This is a genomic window from Aurantimonas sp. HBX-1, from assembly GCF_021391535.1.
In the GTDB taxonomy this organism is placed as follows: Bacteria; Pseudomonadota; Alphaproteobacteria; order Rhizobiales; family Rhizobiaceae; genus Aurantimonas.
In genome coordinates this window covers 1,903,677-1,924,214 of the sequence record NZ_CP090066.1, presented here as the reverse complement: position 1 = coordinate 1,924,214, position 20,538 = coordinate 1,903,677, and the positions used below count along the sequence as shown (strand labels likewise).

Here is a 20,538-nt window from a genome sequence, read left to right as displayed (position 1 = left end):
GCTATCTGTTCTAGTTGTGTTCTGCAAGCCCGTCAGTCGAGCGGAACATAGCGGCAGGGCTCGCCGGCGGCGGCCGGGGCAGCGCCTGGAGGGCGGACCAGCAGACCCTGCGCACGGGCGTAGATCGACAGCAGCGACGAATCCTGCCGGGGCAGCGGGGTCACCGTGGCGGTGCCGTCCTCGGCGACGGCAACGACGGACCGGACGAAGTCCGTCCGCTCCCCGTTCTCCGGCACGCCCGCCCCGAGGATGCCGTGGCGATAGAGCGGGCGCTCAGGTCGCCCCGCGAGCCGGGAAATCAGGGGCACCAGGAACAGCATGGCGGCGACCATCGAGGACGCCGGGTTGCCGGGAAGCCCTACGATGCGCATGTCGGCGAGGCGGCCCGCCATCAGCGGCTTGCCGGGCCGCATCGCCACCTTCCAGAAGTCCGGCGTGACGCTGCGTTCGGCGAAGACTGCGCCGACGAGATCGTGGTCACCGACCGATGCGCCGCCGATCGTGACGAAGATGTCCGCGCCGTCGCCCGTCGCCCGGTCGAGCCGGGCGGCGATTGCCGCCTTGTCGTCCGGGGCGATGCCGTAGTCGAGCGCTTCGCCCCCCGCCGCCGCAACCATCGCCGCGACGCCGAAGCCGTTCGACGCGACGATCTGGGCAGGGCCGGGGTTAACGCCCGGCAGGACGAGTTCGTCACCGGTGGCGAGGATCGCGACGCGCGGGCGCTGGCGAACCGTGAGGGTCGGGTGGCCGCCGCTTGCGGCGAGGGCGACGGCGCCGGGCGACAGCAGGCAGCCGCCCGGCAGCAGCGTGTCTCCCTCGCGAAAATCGACGCCGGCATCCCGCACGTGCTGCCGTTCGGCAACCGCGGTGTCCGGCAGGATATGGCCCGCCGCGTCGACCGTCGCGTCCTCCTGGATGAGCACCGCATCGGCGCCGGACGGCACCGGCGCGCCGGTGAAGATCCGCACCGTCTCGCCCGCGCCGACCGCGCCGTCGAAGGCGCGTCCCGCCGCCGCCTCCCCAATGAGCCGCAGCGGTCGAGGTCCGGCAGCGAGATCGGCGGACCGCACGGCGTAGCCGTCCATGGCGGATGCGTCGAAGGAGGGCTGGGTGCGGCGCGCGACTATGTCGGCGGCGAGCACGCGTCCGGCCGCCTGGCTCAGCGGCAGCTCTTCCGTCCGGCCGATGGGCGCGGCATCCTGCAGGAGAAGCCGATAGGCCGCATCGACGGAAATGAGGCTCATGGGCCGGCGGCCACCCATTCGCCGGATCGACCGCCGGATTTCGACAGGAGCCGGATCCCGGTCAGCGTCATCGAGCGGTCGACCGCCTTGGCCATGTCGTAGATGGTCAGGCAAGCGACCGAGACCGCCGTCAGCGCCTCCATCTCGACGCCGGTGCGCCCGCCGACACGCACCGTGGCCGTGACGCGCAGGCCCGGCAGCGCCGGCTCGGCTTCGATCTCGACCGCCACCTTGTCGATCAGCAGCGGATGGCAGAGCGGGATCAGTTCGTGCGTCCGCTTGGCGGCCATGATACCGGCGATCCGGGCGACGGCGATCACGTCGCCCTTCTTCGCCTGGCCGGACTGGATCAGTTCGAGCGTCGCCGGCGCCATCATCACCAGGCCCTCGGCGACGGCGATCCGCACCGTCGATTCCTTGTCGCCGACATCGACCATCGCGGCCGCGCCGGTGGCGTCGAGATGGGTGAGGCGGGGCTCCTCGCTCACGCGTCGCCCTCCACAACGCGCGGCCCGCCGAGCAGCGCGCGCGTTGCCGCCTCGACGTCGTGCTGGCGCATCAGGCTCTCGCCGACGAGGAAGGTCCGGATGCCGTGGTCGGCGAGGCGCAGGCAGTCGGCGTTGGTGACGATGCCGCTTTCGCCGACCAGGACGCGGTCGTCCGGCACCAGCCGCGCCAGCCGCTCGGCCGTCTCCAGGCTGGTCTCGAAGGTCCGCAGGTTGCGGTTGTTGATGCCGATGAGCGGCGAGCGCAACCGCAGCGCGCGCTCGGTCTCGGCCTCGTCATGCACCTCGACCAGGACGTCGAGTCCGTAGCTTTCCGCCGCCGCCTCGAGATCTTCCGCCAGCGCGTCGTCGACCGCCGCCATGATGATCAGGATCGCGTCGGCACCCCAGGCCCGCGCCTCGGCCACCTGGTAGGTGTCGTGCATGAAGTCCTTGCGCAGCGCCGGCAGGCCGGTCGCGGCGCGCGCGGCGGACAGGAATTCGGGCGCGCCCTGGAAGGACGGTGCGTCGGTGAGCACGCTGAGACAGGCGGCGCCGCCGCGCTCATAGGAAGCGGCGAGGGCAGGCGGGTCGAAGTCTTCCCGGATCAGCCCCTTGGACGGGCTCGCCTTCTTCACCTCGGCGATCAGCGCCAGTTCGCCGCCGGCAAGCTTGCGCCGGATCGCCGCGACGAAGCCGCGCGGCGGATCGGCCCGCGCCGCCGCCGCTTCGATCTCGGCGAGCGGGCGTGAGCGCTTGGCTGCCGCGATCTCCTCGCGCTTGTAGACCTCGATCTCCCGCAGGATGTCGCTCATGGCGTGGCTCCGACGACGTTCTGCGTGACCGCGACCAGCCGGTCGAGGGCGGCGCGGGCGCGGCCGCTGTCGATGGCGTCCGCCGCCGCGGCGACACCCGAGAGAAGGTCGTCAGCGGCACCTGCCATGACCAGCGCGCCGGCACTGTTCAGAAGCACGATGTCACGATAGGCGCCATGCGCGCCGTCGAGCACCGCGAGCAGCGCGGACGCATTGGCTTCGGCGTCGCCGCCCCGCACGTCCGCGAGCGTCCAGCGGCGCAGGCCGACATCCTCGGGCTCGATGCTGAATTTGGTGATCTCCCCGTCCGCGAGGGCGGCAACATCGGTGCGGCCGGTGACGGTCATCTCGTCGAGCCCGTCGCCATGCACGACCCAGGCCGACTCGGCACCCAGCGCCCGCAGCGTCTCGGCGAGCGGCACCAGCCACTCCGGCGCGAACACCCCGAGCAGCAGCTTCCTGACACCGGCCGGGTTCGACATCGGCCCGAGCAGGTTGAAGATCGTCCGCGTGCCGAGTTCCACCCGGCTCGGCCCGACGAAGCGCATGGCGGCGTGATGGGTGGGCGCGAACATGAAGCCGATGCCGGCTTCCGCGATGGTGCGGGAGATCGCCTCCGGCTTCAGCTCGACATTGACCCCGAGGGCCATGAGGACGTCGGCCGCGCCGGACCGCGAGGACAGCGCGCGGTTGCCGTGCTTGGCGACGACGAGGCCGCATCCGGCCAGGACGAAGGCCGAGCAGGTCGAGACATTGACCGTGCCGGCCTGGTCGCCGCCGGTGCCGACGATGTCGATGGCGCCTGCGGGAGCCGTCACCTTCAGCATGTTGGCGCGCATCACCGAGACGGCGCCCGCCATCTCGTCGACCGTCTCGCCGCGCACCCTGAGCGCCATCAGGAACCCGCCGATCTGCGACGGCGTCGCCTCGCCGGCCATCATCACGCCGAACGCCGCCTCGGCTTCCTCGCGGTCGAGCGCCGCACCGGTCGCGACCTTGGCGAGAAAGGGTTTCAGGGTCTGGCTCACCGCAGCATGGCCTTGGCATTCTCGATGCCGGCCGGGTTGATGCTGACCGGATACGTGTTCTGGAGCAGGGTGACGTAGCTCTGCAGCAGGTCGTCCTGCAGCATCGTCGCCATCTGCTGGCGTTCGTTCGCCGCGACGTTGGAGGCGGGGTCCGCGGGCGGCGCCACTTCCGTTACCCGCAGCAGCAGCTGCGTGCCGGGGGTGGAGCCGGGCGCCGTGGCGACCGTGCCGTTGCCGCCGCCGAAGGCCGCGCTTACCGCCGCCTGGCCGAGTTCCGCGACGCCGGACTGGCGGGTGATCGACGCCGCAGTCTGCTTGGCAACCCCGGCTTCGGCGGCGATCGCGTCCAGGCTGCCGCCGGCTTCCAGCTTGGCGCGCAGCGCCTCGATCCGCTCGCCGAGAAGACGCTGCGTCTCGTCCGCCTTCCAGTCGGCCACCACGCGCTCGCGAACCTCGTCGAGGCTGCGGTCGCCGGCCGGCGTGATGCTGAGCACGTCGTAGAAGACGTAGCTGTTGGAGCCGAAATTGATCGGCACGTTGTCGAGCCCGGGCTCGGTCTGGAACACGCCTTCGAGCAGTTCCTGCTCGGCCGGCAGGTCCGCGATCGGCGTCTCCTTGCGGTCGTTGCCCTGCCGGTCCGCCTCGACAGTGACCACGGAAAGCCCTGCACCGCGGGCTGCCTCTTCGAAATCGGCGCCACCACCCCGGGCATCCTCGAAGGCGTTGTAGGCGGCAGCGGCGGCGTCGTTGGCGGCGACCAGCGCCAGTTCGTTGCGAACCTCATCCGACACCTCCTCCATCGGGCGCACGCCCTCCGGCTGGATTTCGGTGACGCGCAGCAGTGCGGGTCCGAAGCGGCCGTCGACGACGGCGGATGTCTCGCCCTGTTCGAGCGCGAAGGCGGCATCGGCAAGCGCCGGGTCGGGGATCGCGCTGCGGGCGACAAGGCCGAGATCGACCATGCTGCGACCGGCCTGCTCGGCCGCTGCCTCGAAGGCGGTACCGGCTTCGAGCGCGGCGTGCGCGGCGTCGGCCGCGGCGCGGTCCGGGAACACGATCTGCTGCACCCGGCGCTGCTCCGGCGTGACGTAGTTCTGGCGGTGCGTCTCGTAGTCGGCCGCCACCTGTTCGTCGGTGATGGTCGAGGGGTCGCTCAACGCTTCAGGCGTCAGCAGGGCGTAGGCAAAGGAGCGGTATTCCGGCGCCGCATATTTCGCCTTGTTTGCCTCGAAATAGGCCGCCAGGACCTCGTCCGACGGATCGGCGACCGGCGGCACGATGGACGGCGACAGGGTCACGTACTCGACCGTACGGCGTTCCCCGTTGTAGAGGCCGAGCGCCGTCGCGAAGGCTGCGGGCGTCTCCACGCCTTCGGCAATCGCGTCGATGATCTGGGTCCGCACCGCCTCGTCGGCCTTGGTGCGGATGTAGTCCTGCTCGCTCATACCGGCATTGGCGAGGATGTTGCGGAAGGCGTTGCGGGAAAAGTTGCCGGACGCATCGTGGAAGCTTGGGTCCTCGGCGATGAGCCGGGCAAGCTGCTCCTCGGACAGGCCGAGGCCGATGTTCCTGCCCTGCTCGTCGAGCACGGCCCCGGCGACCAGCTGGCCGATGACGCCCTGGTCGATGCCGAACATCTGCGCTTCCTCGGCGGTTGGCTGCCGTCCGATCTGCTGCGCCACGCGCTGCGAGGCGCGGCTGTAGGCGAGCGCGTAATCCTGCAGCGACACCTCGGTGTCGCCGGCGCTGGCCACGGTCGTCGCGTTCCGCGTCTGGAAGGCGTCGCCGATGCCCCAGACCGCGAAGCTGAGCACCAGAAGAGCCAGGAGGATCTTCGCGGTCCAGCCCTTGACGCTGTCGCGGAGGGTGTTGAGCATTCCGGTCTCCCGTGCAGGCCGGCGACCAGCGCCCTCGCGGCGAGATCCAACCGGTCCAGTCCCTTGGCGCCTTCTTAGGAAAGACGGTGGGCCCTGCGCAAGCAGCGCTCGGCATTTGATTTAGCACGCCCGGCCCGGTAGGTCCGCCTGGCGCACCTGGGAGGAACAGCCGATGACGCGACCGAGGCCACTGATTGCAGGAAACTGGAAGATGAACGGGACGCTCGGCTCCCTGACCGAGCTCGCCGATATCGTCGCGGCAGTGCGCGAAGGGGCCGGGGAGGGCCTCGATCTGCTGATCTGCCCGCCGGCGACCATTCTCTCCGCTTGTCACGGCCTCCTGGGCGATGCCGTCGCGGTGGGCGGTCAGGATTGCCATCCGGCCGCATCCGGGGCGCATACGGGCGACATATCCGCCGTCATGCTCGCGGATGTCGGCGCGCGCTACGTCATCGTCGGTCACTCCGAGCGCCGGGCCGACCACGGCGAGAGCGATTCCCTGGTCTGCGCCAAGGTGGAGGCAGCCTGGGCGGCAGGCCTCGTCGCCATCGTCTGCATCGGCGAGACCGAATCCCAGCGCGAATCCGGCCAGACCCTGGAAATCCTCGCCACCCAGCTCGCCGGCTCGCTGCCCGCCGGTGTGCAGCCGGCAACCACCGTCGTCGCCTACGAGCCGGTCTGGGCGATCGGCACCGGCCGCACGCCGACGGTCGACGACGTTCGCGAGGTGCACGATTTCATCCGCACGACGCTCAGCGAACGCTATGGGGCCGACATCGCGGCGGGCGTCCGCCTTCTCTATGGCGGCTCGGTCAAACCCTCGAATGCAGCCGAGCTTCTGGGCGTCGACAATGTCGACGGCGCGCTTGTCGGGGGCGCCAGCTTGAAGGCGGCCGACTTCATCGCGATATGCCGGGCGCGCGCCGCTTCCTGAGCGGCGCGAGGCGGCGCCTGCCGAATCCGGTTGGAAAGCAGAGCAAGCTTCTATAGAAGGCGCCCAACTCCCGAAAAGACGCGTTGCGAAAGTCCAATGGAAACAGTTCTCATCATCATCCACTTGGTGATCGTCATCGCGCTCGTGATCGTGGTCCTGCTGCAGCGCTCCGAAGGCGGCGCGCTCGGTATCGGCAGCGGCGGTGGCGGCATGATGACGGCGCGCGGCGCGGCCAGCGCGCTCACCCGCCTGACGGCCATCCTGGCGGCGGGCTTTTTCGTCACGTCCCTGTCGCTCGGCCTGCTCGCCCGCTACGGCACCCAGCCCACCGACATTCTCGACCGCCTTCCGGTCAACCAGAGCGGCGCGCCCAGCGAAAACGATGCGGGCGGCAGCCTGCTCGACCAGCTCGGCGGCCTGCCGGCAGAGAACGGCACCGCCGTCGAGGCCGACCAGCCGCTGGCGGCCCCGAACGGCACGACCCCGCCGGCCGCGACGCAGTCGGCGCCTGCCGCCAGCGAGTCGTCGCCGGTGACGGTCGAGCCGGACCAGTCGCTTCCGCAGGCTCCGGCCTCGAACGCCGAGCCGCAGGTGCCTTCCGCCCTGCCGGAAACCGAGAGCCCGACGGCTCCGGCATCGGAGCCGGTGGAGCAGGTCCCCGCCAATCCCGCCGAGGGCACGCCCGACGCCGCGGATGCGCCGACCGTTCCGCCGGTGGAAGCACCGCCCGCCGGCAGCGAGCGTCCGGCGACGGGCAACACCGGCACGGTCCAGTAGGTCCAGGCACTCAATCTTCGTGATCGCAGCGGCGGGGCGCCTCAAGCGTCCCGCCGAATTTCGTTGGCGATCAAAAACGACTGGCAGAATCTCCCTCGTGGGGTTATCGGGAAGGCCCATGGCGCGATACATCTTCATTACCGGCGGCGTGGTCTCCTCTCTCGGCAAGGGAATTGCCTCGGCGGCGCTCGGCGCATTGCTGCAGGCGCGGGGCTACCGCGTCCGGCTGCGCAAGCTCGACCCGTATCTCAACGTCGACCCCGGCACGATGAGCCCGACCCAGCACGGGGAGGTGTTCGTCACCGACGACGGGGCAGAGACCGACCTCGACCTCGGCCATTACGAGCGCTTCACCGGGCGGTCCGCCAACCGGATGGACAACGTCACCACCGGTCGGATCTACCAGGAGATCATCGCCAAGGAGCGGCGCGGCGACTATCTCGGCGCCACCGTCCAGGTGATTCCGCACGTCACCGACGCGATCAAGACCTTCGTCCTCGACGGCAACGAGGACTACGACTTCGTGCTCTGCGAGATCGGCGGCACGGTCGGCGACATCGAGGCGATGCCGTTCCTCGAGGCAATCCGGCAGCTCGGCAACGACCTGCCGCGCGGCGGCGCCGTCTACATTCATCTCACGCTGATGCCGTACATCCCGACGGCCGGCGAGCTGAAGACCAAGCCCACCCAGCATTCGGTGCGCGAACTGCGCGCCATCGGCATCCAGCCGGACATCCTTCTGGTGCGCGCCGACCGGCCGGTGCCGGCCGAAGAACGGCGCAAGATGAGCCTGTTCTGCAACGTCCGCGAGACCGCGGTGATCCAGGCTCTCGACGTCGCGACGATCTACGACGTGCCGATCGCCTATCACAACGAAGGCCTCGACACCGAGGTCCTGGCGGCCTTCGGCATCGACCCGGCGCCGAAGCCGAAGCTGCAGCTCTGGCAGCAGGTGGTGGAGGGCATCCGCAGTCCGGAGGGCGAGGTCACCATCGCCGTCGTCGGCAAGTACACCGGCCTCAAGGACGCCTACAAATCGCTGATCGAGGCGCTGCAGCACGGCGGCATCGCCAACAAGGTGCGGGTCAAGCTGGACTGGATCGAGTCGGAGGTCTTCGAACAGGAAGATCCGGCGCCGTATCTCGAGCGCGTCCACGGCATCCTCGTGCCGGGCGGCTTCGGCGAACGCGGCGCCGAGGGCAAGATCCTAGCGGCGGGCTTCGCACGCGAGCGCAAGGTTCCGTATTTCGGCATCTGCTTCGGCATGCAGATGGCGGTGATCGAGGCGGCCCGCTCGCTGGCCGGCATCAAGGACGCCGGCTCCACCGAGTTCGGACCGACGAAGGAGCCGGTGGTCGGTCTGATGACCGAATGGCTGAAGGGCAACGAGCTCGAGCAGCGCGCCGAGCGCGGCGATCTCGGCGGCACGATGCGGCTCGGCGCCTACAAGGCCGAGCTCAAGGCCGGCTCGAAGATCGCCGAGATCTACGGCACGACCGAGATAGAGGAGCGCCACCGCCATCGCTACGAGGTCAACCGGTCCTATCGGGACGTGCTGGAAGCGGCGGGCATGAACTTCGCCGGCATGTCGCCCGACGGCCTCCTGCCGGAGACGATCGAGCTCGCCGACCATCCATGGTTCGTCGGCGTCCAGTACCACCCGGAGCTGAAGTCGCGGCCCTTCGATCCACACCCTCTCTTCGCCAGCTTCATCGCCGCGGCGCTGGAACAGAGCCGCCTGGTCTGACGGCGGCGCACGGGTGCCACAGCGGCTTGCTGGCGAGGCGGCTCACGCCCCGGCAGATGCAACAGGCGAGACAATGCGACCCATCGACCATGTCGTCCTGCCGTTCCCGGACCTGCCGTCGTCCCGGGCCTGCCTCGAAGGCCTCGGCTTCCAGGTAGCGCCGGATGCCGTGCATCCTTTCGGCACCGGCAATGCCTGCGTGTTCTTCGCCGACGGATCGTATCTGGAGCCGCTGGCGGTGGTCGATCATGCCGCCTACGCCGATGCGCTCGCCGCCGGCAATCTCTTCGTTGGCCATGATGCGGCTTTCCGCAGCGCCAATGACCTCCCGGCATTCTCCGGCCTGGCGCTCCGCTCCGACGATGCGCTGGTCGACCGCCAGACGCTCGCCGAGCACGGGCCGGGCGAGGACGGCGCCGTGGCATTTTCCCGCGATCTCGTCGCGGCCGACGGCACAAGCTCGTCGCTATCGTTCCGCCTGACCTTCGCGCGGTCGCCCGCCGGCTTCAACGCAACGCTGTTCTTCTGCCAGAAGCTGCATCGCACCAGTCCCGACCGCTCGGCGCTGACGCGCCAGCCGAACGGGGCGACCGGCCTCTCCCGTCTCGTCTTCGTCGGCGAACTCTCGCCCGCAGCCCGCCTGCTGCTGGAATCGGCATCCGGCGAATCGGTGACGGCTGACGGCGATGACGCCCTACGGCTGCCGCTCGCAGGCGCGTCGCTGGAAATCCTTTCGGACGTCGCCGCGTCAGCGCGTTACGCCTACACCCGCAGCCGGCCGGGCGGCCTCGCCTTCGCCGGCATCGTCCTGACGGTAGCGGACCTTGCGGCGACCCGCGCCCGGGTCGCCTCCGCCGGCGCGTCAGATCGGCCTGACCGGCTGACCGTGCCGCTCGATCCCGCCGGCACCGCCTTCATCGCCTTCGAGGAAAGCCCCGCATGACCAGCACCAACAGCAGCGTCGCCGCCGGCAAGGTGGTCTTCGACAACAGCCGCCCCTTCGCGCTGATCGCCGGCCCCTGCCAGATGGAGAGCCGCGACCACGCAATGATGATCGCCGAGCGGATGAAGCGGATCACCGACGATCTCGGCATCGGCTTCGTCTTCAAGGCGAGCTTCGACAAGGCCAACCGCACCAGCCTGACGGGACGGCGCGGCATCGGCCTCTCCGCCGCCCTGCCGGTGTTCGAGGAGATCGCGCGGACCTTCGGCCTGCCGGTGCTCACCGACGTCCACACCGAGGAACAGTGCCGCGAGGCGGCGGTGATCTGCGACATCCTGCAGATCCCGGCCTTCCTCTGCCGCCAGACCGACCTGCTGATCGCCGCCGCGGAGACCGGCCGGGTGGTCAACATCAAGAAGGGCCAGTTTCTCGCGCCCTGGGACATGAAGAACGTCCTCGCCAAGGTGACGGACAGCGGCAACGCGAACGTGCTGCTCACCGAGCGCGGCGTCTCCTTCGGCTACAACACGCTGGTCTCGGATTTCCGGGCGCTGCCGATCATGGCCGGGACCGGCGCGCCGGTCGTCTTCGACGCGACGCACTCGGTGCAGCAGCCGGGCGGGCAGGGTGGCTCCTCGGGCGGGGAACGCCGCTTCGTCGAGACGCTGTCCCGCGCCGCGGTCGCGGTCGGCGTCGCTGGGCTGTTCATCGAGACCCACGACGACCCCGACCACGCGCCGTCGGACGGTCCCAACATGGTGCCGCTCGACCGCATGCCGGAACTGCTGAAGCGCCTCCAGGCGCTGGACGCGGTGGCGAAGGGGTTCGGGTGAGGCTGTAAGGGCTGGCTACGGAGGCTGACACGTCTGCCTGCGCTGGGTCAGTGAAGGCGCCGACACTCTTCGTTCGTCATCCTCGGGCCCCGTCCCGAGGATCCAGATTTGCGCCAACAGCCGGCCAGCCGCCGCACAAGGCGGTCACCGCCGCCCTGGATCCTCGGGACGGGGCCCGAGGATGACGCCGCATTGGTACAGGCAGCTACCGCAGCCGGCCGATGGCGTCGCTGCCTCCCCGCGCGCTCGCCAGCATCCGCCCCGCTATCCAGCCCCGCCGTCATGGACTAGAACCCGCACGAACCATTTGGACGACACGACAGGGGTACCCATGACCGCCATCATCGACATCATCGGACGCGAAATCCTCGACAGCCGGGGTAACCCGACGGTGGAGGTCGACGTCATCCTCGAAGACGGGTCGATGGGGCGCGCCGCCGTGCCGTCCGGCGCCTCGACCGGTGCCCACGAGGCGGTCGAGCTGCGCGACGGCGGGTCGCGCTATCTCGGCAAGGGCGTCGGGAAGGCGGTGGCCGGCATCAACGGCGAGATCCTCGAGGCGATCGGCGGCTACGAGGCCGAGGACCAGCTGCGCATCGACGCCGCCCTCCGCGACCTCGACGGCACGGCGAACAAGAGCCGTCTCGGCGCCAACGCGATTCTCGGCGTCTCGCTGGCCGTCGCCAAGGCGGCCGCGGAGGCCTGCGTCCTGCCGTTCTACCGCTATGTCGGCGGCCCCTCGGCGCATGTGCTGCCGGTGCCGATGATGAACATCATCAATGGCGGCGCGCATGCCGACAACCCGATCGACTTCCAGGAATTCATGATCATGCCGGTCGGCGCCGAGCGCTTCTCGGACGCGCTGCGCATGGGCGCGGAGGTCTTCCACACGCTGAAGACCATGCTGAAGGCAGCCGGCCACAACACCAATGTCGGCGACGAGGGCGGCTTCGCCCCCGGTCTGGGCTCGGCACGGGAGGGCCTCGACTTCGTCATGCAGGCGATCGAGAAGGCCGGCTACAAGCCCGGCGAAGACATGTTCCTGGCCCTCGACTGCGCCTCGACCGAGTTCTTCAAGGACGGCGTCTACGACCTCGAAGGCGAGGGGCGGAAGCTCTCGCCCGACGAGATGGCGTCCTATCTCGCCGAGCTCGCCGGGGCCTATCCGATCATCTCGATCGAGGACGGCATGGGCGAGGACGACTGGAGCGGCTGGAAGACGCTGACCGACAAGATCGGCGGCACGGTGCAGCTCGTGGGCGACGATCTCTTCGTGACCAATTCCGAGCGGCTGCGGGAAGGCATCGCCAAGGGCGTCGCCAACTCGATCCTCGTCAAGGTCAACCAGATCGGCACGCTGTCCGAGACGCTCGACGCCGTTTCCGTGGCGCATCGGGCGGGCTACACGGCGGTGATGTCGCACCGCTCGGGCGAGACCGAGGATTCAACCATCGCCGACCTCGCCGTCGCGACCAACTGCGGGCAGATCAAGACCGGCTCGCTGGCCCGTTCCGACCGGCTCGCCAAGTACAACCAGCTGCTGCGCATCGAGGCCGAGCTCGGCGACCAGGCCGTGTATGCCGGCCGCTCCATCCTTCGCGGCTAGGACCGACAGCCGGCCGCGCCGCCCTTTCCGGGGGCGTCGCGGCGGCTTGCGGCGCGCGTGGTTTACGCGGCCTTAATCCCGGTCGTGGGATTGTCGGGCTCCCGGAGGGCCCGATGCGCACCATTCAGAAACGACCCACCCAGATCGGACGGCTGATCGTCCCGGCGATCACCGCCAGCTTCCTCGCCTATTTCGCGATCCATGCGCAGAGCGGCAAATACGGGCTCGAGGCGCGCGCGTCGCTGACCCGCGAACTGGCGGTCCGCACGGCGCATCTCGACGAACTCACGCGCGAGCGCGAGGCTCTCGAGCAGCGTGTGCAGCTTCTCCACGACGGCACGCTGGAACGGGACATGATCGACGAGCGCGCCCGCCGCAGCCTCAACGTGGTGCAGGACGACGAGATCGTCATATTGCGCGACGGCTTCCGCTGAGCGGCCTGGGACGCGTCTGCCACAATGTATTTTCACCGGAAATCGGTTAAATTGCTGCTTTGCAGCAGATTAACCGGATCCGGATTAAAATGATGCTGCCAAGGCCGAAAGCCCTGTCTGTCGCTTGATGGGGGCTCCCCGCCTACTATACTCCCGATCGAGATTTGGGGCCGACTGTCGGCCGATCAAGACCCGGAGCATCCATGGCGACCAGGCAGAAGAAGACAGCCGCGCCCGGCGGTTCGGCGCAGGGCGCCGGCGCGATGACGTCCGAGCAGCCGGATTCGTCGGCGGGCATCGTCGCGACGCTGCAGCACTACGTTCCGCCGAAGCCGGTGGAGTTTTCCCGCGAGGACGAACTCCAGGCCTACCGCGACATGCTGCTGATCCGGCGCTTCGAGGAGAAGGCCGGCCAGCTCTACGGCATGGGCTTCATCGGCGGCTTCTGCCACCTCTATATCGGCCAGGAGGCCGTCGTCGTCGGCATGCAGATGGCGATGAAGGAGGGTGACCAGGTCATCACCGGCTATCGCGACCATGGCCACATGCTCGCCACCGGCATGGAAGCCCGCGGCGTGATGGCAGAACTCACCGGCCGCCGCTCTGGCTATTCCAAGGGCAAGGGCGGCTCGATGCACATGTTCTCGAAAGAGAAGAAGTTCTACGGCGGCCACGGCATCGTCGGCGCCCAGGTGCCGATCGGCACCGGCCTCGCCTTCGCCAACCGCTACAACGGCAACGACTCGATCTCGATCACCTATTTCGGCGACGGCGCCTCCAACCAGGGCCAGGTCTACGAGAGCTTCAACATGGCTTCGCTGTGGAAGCTGCCGGTGGTCTACGTGATCGAGAACAACCGCTACGCCATGGGCACCTCGGTGAGCCGCGCCTCGGCGGAGACGAATTTCGCCCACCGCGGCCTGTCCTTCAAGATTCCCGGCATCCAGGTCGACGGCATGGACGTGCGGGCGGTCAAGGCCGCCGGCGACCTCGCGGCCGAGCACTGCCGCAGCGGCGAGGGGCCGATCATCCTCGAGATGATGACCTACCGCTATCGCGGCCATTCGATGTCGGATCCGGCCAAGTACCGGACCCGCGATGAGGTCCAGAAGATGCGCGCCGAGTCGGACCCGATCGAGCAGGTGAAGCAGCGGCTCCTCGGGCCCCACGGCCTGAGCGAGGACGAGGTCAAGGCGATCGACAAGGACGTGCGCGAGATCGTCGCGGACGCCGCGGACTTCGCCCAGAACGATCCCGAGCCCGACGTGTCCGAGCTGTGGACGGATATCTACGCGGACGCCGCTCCGCAGGCGGCCGAGTAAGGGGACGACCATGGCGACCGAAATTCTGATGCCCGCCCTTTCTCCGACGATGGAGGAGGGGACGCTGGCCAAGTGGCTGAAGCAGGAGGGCGACACCGTCGCCGCCGGTGACGTCATCGCCGAGATCGAGACCGACAAGGCGACGATGGAGGTCGAGGCGGTCGACGAGGGAACGCTCGGCAAGATCCTCGTCCAGGCTGGCACCGAGGGCGTGAAGGTCAACACGCCGATCGCGATGCTGCTGGCCGACGGCGAGGACGCCAGCGCGCTCGACAAGCAGGCGGCGCCCGCACCGAAGGCAGCGCCCGAGCCGAAGGCAGAAGCCCCTGCCGCGCAGGACGAAAAGCCCGCCGCCGACCGCAAGGTCCCGGCCGAGGGCATGAAGCACCCCGAACCGGCCGATCCCGACGGCGACATCGGGCCGGAAGTGCCGGAAGGCACCGAGATGGTATCGACCACAGTGCGCGAGGCACTGCGCGACGCCATGGCCGAGGAATTGCGCCGCGACGAGACGGTCTTCGTCATGGGCGAGGAAGTCGCCGAGTACCAGGGCGCCTACAAGATCACGCAGGGGCTGCTGGAGGAGTTCGGCGCCCGGCGGGTGGTCGACACGCCGATCACCGAGCACGGGTTTGCCGGCCTCGGCGTCGGCGCCGCATTCGCCGGTCTACGGCCGATCGTCGAGTTCATGACCTTCAACTTCGCCATGCAGGCGATCGACCAGATCGTCAATTCGGCGGCGAAGACGCTCTACATGGCCGGCGGCCAGATGGGCTGCCCGATCGTGTTCCGCGGGCCGAACGGCGCGGCGGCGCGAGTCGGCGCCCAGCACAGCCAGGACTATTCCGCCTGGTACAGCCACATCCCCGGCCTGAAGGTGGTTCAGCCCTTCACGGCGGCCGATGCCAAGGGCCTGCTGAAGTCGGCGATCCGCGATCCGAACCCGGTGATCTTCCTCGAGAACGAGATCCTCTACGGCCACGCCTTCGACGTGCCGAAGCTCGACGACTGGACCGTGCCGATCGGCAAGGCGCGCATCCACCGCAAGGGCAAGGACTGCACCATCGTCTCCTTCAGCATCGGCATGACCTACGCGATCAAGGCCGCCGAGGAACTCGCCAAGGAAGGCATCGACGTCGAGATCATCGACCTGCGCACGATCCGGCCGCTCGACATGGACACCGTCGTCCGCTCGGTGATGAAGACCAATCGCTGCGTCACCGTCGAGGAAGGCTTCCCGCAGAATTCCGTCGGCGGCCACATCGCCTCGGAACTGATGGTCCGTGCCTTCGACCATCTCGATGCGCCGGTGCTCAAGGTCAGCGGCAAGGACGTGCCGATGCCTTATGCCGCCAATCTGGAGAAGCTCGCGCTGCCGTCGGTCAAGGAAGTGATCGATGCGGTCAAGGCGGTCTGCTACCGGGATTGACGCGATGGCCGCAGAAGCCGCTCAGGACGACGGGAAACCGCCAGCGGATGGCCACACGCTCGTGCTGACCCGCACGGTGGACGCGTCCCCGGCCTCGGTCTGGGCGTGCCTGACCGAGCCTTCCTGCTTCAAGTCCTGGTGGCGGGACAATCTCGAATTCGAGCCGGCGCTCGGCGGCCGTTTCGTCGAGCCCTGGACCGACCCCTCCGGCCGCCTCAGGACGACGCGGGCCGAGGTGACCGCGTTTCACCCACCCCGCGGCTTCGTCATGGTGTGGGCCGACGAGGACTGGGACTTCGACACGGTCGTCTCGGTTTCGCTGGAGCCCATCGGCGAGGGGACGCGCGTCACCATCGAACACCAGGGCTGGGAAGCGGCGCCGGCGCCCGACCGCGCGACGCTCTTGCTCGATCATCGCGGCGGCTGGCAGCGGCATCTCGCCGGGCTGGCGACGCACGCGGAAGAACATCACGCCCGGCGCAAGGGCAACCTGCGCAACGGCCACTGAGGAGACGCCCGGATGCCGATCAACGTCACGATGCCCGCGCTGTCGCCGACCATGGAGGAGGGCAACCTCGCCAAATGGCTGGTGAAGGAGGGCGACAAGGTCGCTTCCGGCGACGTCATCGCCGAAATCGAGACCGACAAGGCGACGATGGAAGTCGAGGCGGTGGACGAGGGGACCGTCGCGAAGATCCTGGTGCCGGCCGGCACCGAGGGCGTCAAGGTCAACGACGTGATCGCCATCCTGGCCGCCGACGGCGAGGATGTCGCCGCCGCGGCCAAGGGCGAAGGCTCGGGCGGTTCTGCCCCGGCCTCGGCCGACGACGGTGCCATCGCGGCCGATCCGGAGGCCGACGCGGCGTCGGGCAGCACGGCGCCCTCGAAGGAAGCGCCGCCGAGCCCGCGCACCGGGGCAGCCGAAGCCACGCCGAAGCCCGCCGCGGCCCGCGCCGAGGGGGAGCGCGTCTTTGCGTCGCCGCTGGCGCGCCGGCTTGCGAAGGAAGCCGGGATCGACGTCGGCTCGGTGAGCGGTTCCGGCCCGCGCGGCCGTGTGGTGAAGGCCGACATCGAGGCGGCGGCGAAGGACGGCGGCAAGCCCGCACCGGCAGCGGTGTCGGACAAGGCCGCGCCCGCAGCCGCGGCGCCTTCGGCGGCGCCCGCGCCCAAGGCAGCCAGCGACGATCAGATCCGCAAGCTGTTCGCCGAGGGTTCCTACGAAGCCATCCCGCATGACGGCATGCGCAAGACCATCGCCCGCCGGCTGGTCGAGGCGAAGTCGACGATCCCGCACTTCTACCTGACCCTCGACTGCGAGCTCGACGCGCTCCTGGCGCTGCGCCAGCAGTTGAATGCGGCGGCACCGATGGTGAAGGGCGAGGGCGGCGATCGCCCGGCCTACAAGCTCTCGGTCAACGACATGATCATCAAGGCGATGGCCCTGGCGCTGAAGGCCGTGCCTGCCGCCAACGCCTCGTGGACCGAGTCCGCGATGCTGGTCCACAAGCATGCCGATGTCGGCGTCGCCGTCTCGATCGAGGGCGGGCTGATCACTCCGATCATCCGCCGCGCCGACGAGAAGACCCTGTCGGCGATCTCCAACGAGATGAAGGACCTCGCCAAGCGGGCCCGCAGCCGCAAATTGAAGCCCGAGGAATACCAGGGTGGCACCACCGCGGTGTCCAATCTCGGCATGTTCGGCATCAAGGACTTCGCCGCGGTGATCAACCCGCCGCATGCGACGATCCTCGCCGTCGGCGCCGGCGAGCCGCAGGCCGTCGTCAAGGACGGGGCGGTGACCGTCGCGACGGTGATGAGCGTCACGCTGTCGACCGACCACCGCGCCGTCGACGGGGCACTGGGCGCCGAGCTTCTCGGCGCTTTCCGGCAGCTGATCGAAAATCCCATGTCGATGCTGGTCTGATGCTGCGCGGGCGCCTCCCGTTGGCTGGGGCCGTGTTCGCCGCCGGTGCGTGGCTGCTGCTCGCCGCCATGCCATCCGCGACGGCGCAGTCCTGGCCGAAGGCGGAGATCGCCCAGTATGCCGGCACCTTCGGCGGCAAGACCTATGTCATGAAGCTCCAGGGGCTCGGAAGCACCCTGGTCTATGCCGCACCCGATCGCCGGGCCTATGTGGTCCGGTCGCTGACGTCGAAGGTCTACCCGGGCAGCTGGGAGATCACCTACAGCATGTCCAACCGTTCGGTCGCGGCCTGCATTCGCGGTCCGGGTTCGGAGCAGTGCGTCCCGCAATCGGTCGTCCGCAGCTTCCCGGCAAAGGCCGGTGACATCTTCGGACTGGCTGGTCGGCGCACACTCGATCGGCCCCTGCCGGTCAGTTTCGGCTTCGCCGACATCGCGCGGGCCGTACGGTGAACGGCATGCGGCCTCCTGGGAACCAACAGCCACGGATGACGCGATGAAGACCGTTCTCTGCTTCGGCGACTCGCTGACCTGGGGCTACGACGCCGAGACCGGGCTGCGCCATGACTTCGCCGACCGCTGGCCGAACGTCCTCGCCAAGGCGCTCGGCGACGGTGTCGCCGTCGTCACCGATGGGCTCAACGGGCGCACCACCGCCTTCGACGACCACACGGTGATGAGCGACCGCAACGGCGCCCGGACACTGCCAACGGCGCTGGGCGCGCATCAGCCGCTCGACCTCGTGGTTCTGTTGCTCGGCACCAACGATCTCAAGCGCCACACCGGCGGCGGCCGGGTGTTCGAGTCGCGTCAGGGGATGGAGCGGCTGGTCGAGATCATCCAGACCTTTCCCTATCAGCGCGGCTACGCCGTGCCGAAGATCCTCATCGTCGCCCCGCCGATGTTCCGCGAGACGACGGAACCGGATTTCGCCCTGCTGTTCGGCCACGGTGTCGAGGAGTCGCAGCATTTCCGCTCGGCCTGCACCAAGGTCGCGGAAGAGTACGGCTGCGCCGTCTTCGATGCGTCCGAGGTTTGCGAGACCACCCCGCTCGACGGGATCCATCTCGACGCGGCCCACACGCGGGCGCTGGGCGAGGCGCTGGTCGAGCCGGTCAAGGCTTTGCTGGGCGACACGGCATGACGCCGCGGCCGGCCTGCCATACGCCGTCCGCAGGGCAGGCCCGGTCCGCAACACCTATCTCCGCCGTATGGCCGGGCCGTGCCCGCCACCGGCGCACGACGACAGCGCGTCCGAGGAGACGATGACCCATGGCTGACACCTACGACATTCTCATCATCGGCGGTGGCCCCGGCGGCTATGTCGCGGCGATCCGCGCCGCGCAGTTCGGCTTCAAGACCGCCGTCGTGGAACGCGAGCATCTGGGCGGCATCTGCCTCAACTGGGGCTGCATCCCGACCAAGGCGTTGCTGCGCTCGGCCGAGATCTTCCACTACGCCGAGAACGCCGCCAATTACGGCCTGACCATCGAGAAGCCGGGCTTCGATATGGCCGCCGTCGTCAAGCGCTCGCGCGGCGTCTCGGCGCAGCTCAACGGCGGCGTCGGCTTCCTGATGAAGAAGAACAAGATCGACGTCATCTGGGGCGAGGCGAAGATCACCAAGGTCGGCAAGGGCGGTCCGACCGAAGTCGTCGTCGGCAAGATGACCAAGCCCGTCGTCGAGCCGCAGAACCCGGTGCCGAAGGGTGTGCTGGGCGAGGGGACGTACAAGGCCAGGCACGTCATCGTGGCAACCGGCGCCCGGCCGCGCGTGCTGCCGGGGATCGAGCCGGACGGCGACCGGATCTGGACCTATTTCGAGGCAATGAAACCGAAGGCGATGCCGAAATCGCTGATCGTCATGGGCTCCGGCGCCATCGGCATCGAGTTCGCCTCCTTCTACCGCACCATGGGCGCCGAGGTGACCGTCGTCGAACTGCTGCCGCAGATCATGCCCGTCGAGGATGGCGAGATCGCCGGCCTGGCGCGCAAGCAGTTCGAGAAGCAGGGCATGCGCATCCTCACCGATGCCAAGGTGTCGAAGGTCACCAAGGGCGGCGAGGGCGTCGAGGTGACCGTCGAGACCAAGGACGGCAAGTCGCAGACGTTTTCGGCGGAGCGGCTGATCTCGGCGGTCGGCGTGCAGGGCAATACCGAAGGACTGGGTCTGGAAGAGGCGGGTGTCGCCATCGAGCGCGGGATCGTCACGATCGACGGGTTCGGGCGGACCAATGTCGAGGGCATCTACGCCATCGGCGACGTCGCGGGGCCGCCAATGCTCGCCCACAAGGCCGAGCACGAGGGCACGATCTGCGTCGAGGCGATCAAGGGCCTTGATGTCCACCCGATGCAGAAGACGCAGATTCCCGGCTGCACGTACTGCCAGCCCCAGGTCGCCAGTGTCGGCCTGACCGAGGCGAAGGCCAAGGAGGCCGGCCGCGAGGTCAAGGTCGGCCGCTTCCCCTTCAAGGGCAACGGCAAAGCCATCGCGCTCGGCGAGCCCGAGGGTCTGGTGAAGACGGTGTTCGACGCCAAGACCGGCGAACTCCTCGGGGCCCACATGGTAGGCGCGGAAGTCACGGAGCTGATCCAGGGCTTCGTCATCGCCATGGGGCTGGAAACCACGGAAGAAGAGCTGTTCCACAGCGTCTTCCCGCATCCGACACTGTCCGAGATGATGCACGAAAGCGTTCTCGACGCCTACGGCCGCGTCATACACATGTGACGGTAAACGGCCGAAACGGGATTTGACGCCGATAGTTGCGTCCGAAAGTTTTATTCTTTTCCGTCTTGCCGGGCGCGTTTTCTGCCCAATTTCCGCAGCACGATCATTACGAAAAGGACATGAGACATGGACGTAAACGGAGTGGGCTGGATTGCCGCGATCATCGTCGGCGGCCTCGCCGGCTGGCTGGCCGAGCAGGTCATGAAAAGCGACATGGGCCTGTTGATGAACATCATCCTCGGCATCGTCGGGGCGATCGTTCTCAACGCCATCCTGGCTGCGCTCGGCATCTCGTTCGGTGCCGGCTGGATCGCCTACCTGATCACCGGTTTCATCGGTGCCTGCCTGCTGATCTTCATCTTTCGGGCATTCCGCGGCCGCGGCCGCGTCTAAGGTTTGCATCGCCGGTACGCC

The 20,538-nt window shown here is 68.7% G+C and carries 20 protein-coding genes; 15 read left to right on the top strand and 5 right to left on the bottom strand.

Annotation, left to right across the window (positions count from 1 at the left end):
- Positions 1-32 precede the first annotated feature (32 nt).
- The 5 genes from glp to LXB15_RS09085 are packed head-to-tail and all read right to left on the bottom strand — an operon-like array spanning position 33 to position 5,449.
- On the bottom strand, positions 33-1,244 hold the full coding sequence (gene glp, locus LXB15_RS09105) for a gephyrin-like molybdotransferase Glp (protein ID WP_233952668.1): 1,212 nt from the start codon (positions 1,242-1,244) through the stop codon (positions 33-35).
- Positions 1,241-1,732 carry a cyclic pyranopterin monophosphate synthase MoaC gene (moaC, locus tag LXB15_RS09100; RefSeq protein WP_233952665.1) on the bottom strand — a complete coding sequence of 164 codons (492 nt, stop codon included), beginning with the start codon at positions 1,730-1,732 and terminating at the stop codon, positions 1,241-1,243. Before moaC ends, glp begins: the two co-directional genes overlap by 4 nt.
- On the bottom strand, positions 1,729-2,544 hold the full coding sequence (gene trpC, locus LXB15_RS09095) for an indole-3-glycerol phosphate synthase TrpC (RefSeq protein WP_233952664.1): 816 nt from the start codon (positions 2,542-2,544) through the stop codon (positions 1,729-1,731). The genes moaC and trpC overlap by 4 nt, the downstream gene beginning before the upstream one ends.
- A complete protein-coding gene (gene trpD, locus LXB15_RS09090) occupies positions 2,541-3,572 on the bottom strand; it encodes an anthranilate phosphoribosyltransferase (protein WP_233952663.1) in 1,032 nt (343 codons plus the stop codon). Before trpD ends, trpC begins: the two co-directional genes overlap by 4 nt.
- Positions 3,569-5,449, bottom strand: coding sequence for a peptidylprolyl isomerase (locus tag LXB15_RS09085; RefSeq protein WP_233952662.1), 1,881 nt, complete (start codon positions 5,447-5,449; stop codon positions 3,569-3,571). The genes trpD and LXB15_RS09085 overlap by 4 nt, the downstream gene beginning before the upstream one ends.
- 172 nt (positions 5,450-5,621) lie before the next feature.
- Between LXB15_RS09085 and tpiA the strand changes: the two genes are divergently transcribed.
- The 15 genes from tpiA to LXB15_RS09010 all read left to right on the top strand — a co-directional run bounded on the left by tpiA (position 5,622) and on the right by LXB15_RS09010 (position 20,517).
- Complete coding sequence (gene tpiA, locus LXB15_RS09080; RefSeq protein ID WP_233952661.1) at positions 5,622-6,383, top strand: triose-phosphate isomerase; 762 nt, start codon at positions 5,622-5,624, stop codon at positions 6,381-6,383.
- 96 nt (positions 6,384-6,479) lie between these two features.
- Positions 6,480-7,160, top strand: coding sequence for a preprotein translocase subunit SecG (gene secG / locus LXB15_RS09075; protein ID WP_370640194.1), 681 nt, complete (start codon positions 6,480-6,482; stop codon positions 7,158-7,160).
- A gap of 118 nt (positions 7,161-7,278) precedes the next feature.
- Positions 7,279-8,907 (top strand): CTP synthase, encoded by a 1,629-nt coding sequence (locus LXB15_RS09070; protein ID WP_233952660.1) that lies wholly within the window; start codon positions 7,279-7,281, stop codon positions 8,905-8,907.
- Between the two features lie 73 nt (positions 8,908-8,980).
- Entirely contained in the window at positions 8,981-9,850 is an 870-nt protein-coding gene (locus LXB15_RS09065) for a VOC family protein (RefSeq protein WP_233952659.1), read from the top strand.
- Entirely contained in the window at positions 9,847-10,683 is an 837-nt protein-coding gene (gene kdsA / locus LXB15_RS09060) for a 3-deoxy-8-phosphooctulonate synthase (protein ID WP_233952658.1), read from the top strand. Before LXB15_RS09065 ends, kdsA begins: the two co-directional genes overlap by 4 nt.
- Positions 10,684-11,014: 331 nt before the next feature.
- Positions 11,015-12,289: a phosphopyruvate hydratase gene (eno, locus tag LXB15_RS09055; RefSeq protein ID WP_233952657.1), complete on the top strand. Its 1,275-nt coding sequence runs from the start codon at positions 11,015-11,017 to the stop codon at positions 12,287-12,289.
- Positions 12,290-12,402: 113 nt separating this feature from the next.
- Positions 12,403-12,723 carry a septum formation initiator family protein gene (locus tag LXB15_RS09050; protein ID WP_233952655.1) on the top strand — a complete coding sequence of 107 codons (321 nt, stop codon included), beginning with the start codon at positions 12,403-12,405 and terminating at the stop codon, positions 12,721-12,723.
- A 203-nt stretch (positions 12,724-12,926) separates the two neighbouring features.
- The gene (pdhA, locus tag LXB15_RS09045; RefSeq protein ID WP_370640193.1) at positions 12,927-14,045 is read left to right on the top strand and encodes a pyruvate dehydrogenase (acetyl-transferring) E1 component subunit alpha; all 1,119 of its coding nucleotides are present in this window, start codon (positions 12,927-12,929) and stop codon (positions 14,043-14,045) included.
- Positions 14,046-14,055: 10 nt separating this feature from the next.
- A complete protein-coding gene (locus LXB15_RS09040; RefSeq protein WP_233952654.1) occupies positions 14,056-15,474 on the top strand; it encodes a pyruvate dehydrogenase complex E1 component subunit beta in 1,419 nt (472 codons plus the stop codon).
- Positions 15,475-15,478: 4 nt separating this feature from the next.
- Positions 15,479-15,982 (top strand): SRPBCC domain-containing protein, encoded by a 504-nt coding sequence (locus LXB15_RS09035; protein ID WP_233952653.1) that lies wholly within the window; start codon positions 15,479-15,481, stop codon positions 15,980-15,982.
- Positions 15,983-15,994: 12 nt separating this feature from the next.
- Positions 15,995-17,398: a pyruvate dehydrogenase complex dihydrolipoamide acetyltransferase gene (locus LXB15_RS09030; RefSeq protein ID WP_233952652.1), complete on the top strand. Its 1,404-nt coding sequence runs from the start codon at positions 15,995-15,997 to the stop codon at positions 17,396-17,398.
- Entirely contained in the window at positions 17,398-17,850 is a 453-nt protein-coding gene (locus tag LXB15_RS09025) for a hypothetical protein (RefSeq protein ID WP_233952651.1), read from the top strand. The genes LXB15_RS09030 and LXB15_RS09025 overlap by 1 nt, the downstream gene beginning before the upstream one ends.
- 43 nt (positions 17,851-17,893) lie before the next feature.
- Entirely contained in the window at positions 17,894-18,541 is a 648-nt protein-coding gene (locus LXB15_RS09020; protein ID WP_233952650.1) for an SGNH/GDSL hydrolase family protein, read from the top strand.
- A 128-nt stretch (positions 18,542-18,669) separates the two neighbouring features.
- Positions 18,670-20,124, top strand: a complete 1,455-nt coding sequence (lpdA, locus tag LXB15_RS09015) for a dihydrolipoyl dehydrogenase (protein WP_233952649.1) — start codon at positions 18,670-18,672, stop codon at positions 20,122-20,124.
- A gap of 126 nt (positions 20,125-20,250) precedes the next feature.
- Positions 20,251-20,517, top strand: a complete 267-nt coding sequence (locus LXB15_RS09010; protein WP_233952648.1) for a GlsB/YeaQ/YmgE family stress response membrane protein — start codon at positions 20,251-20,253, stop codon at positions 20,515-20,517.
- Positions 20,518-20,538: the final 21 nt, after the last annotated feature.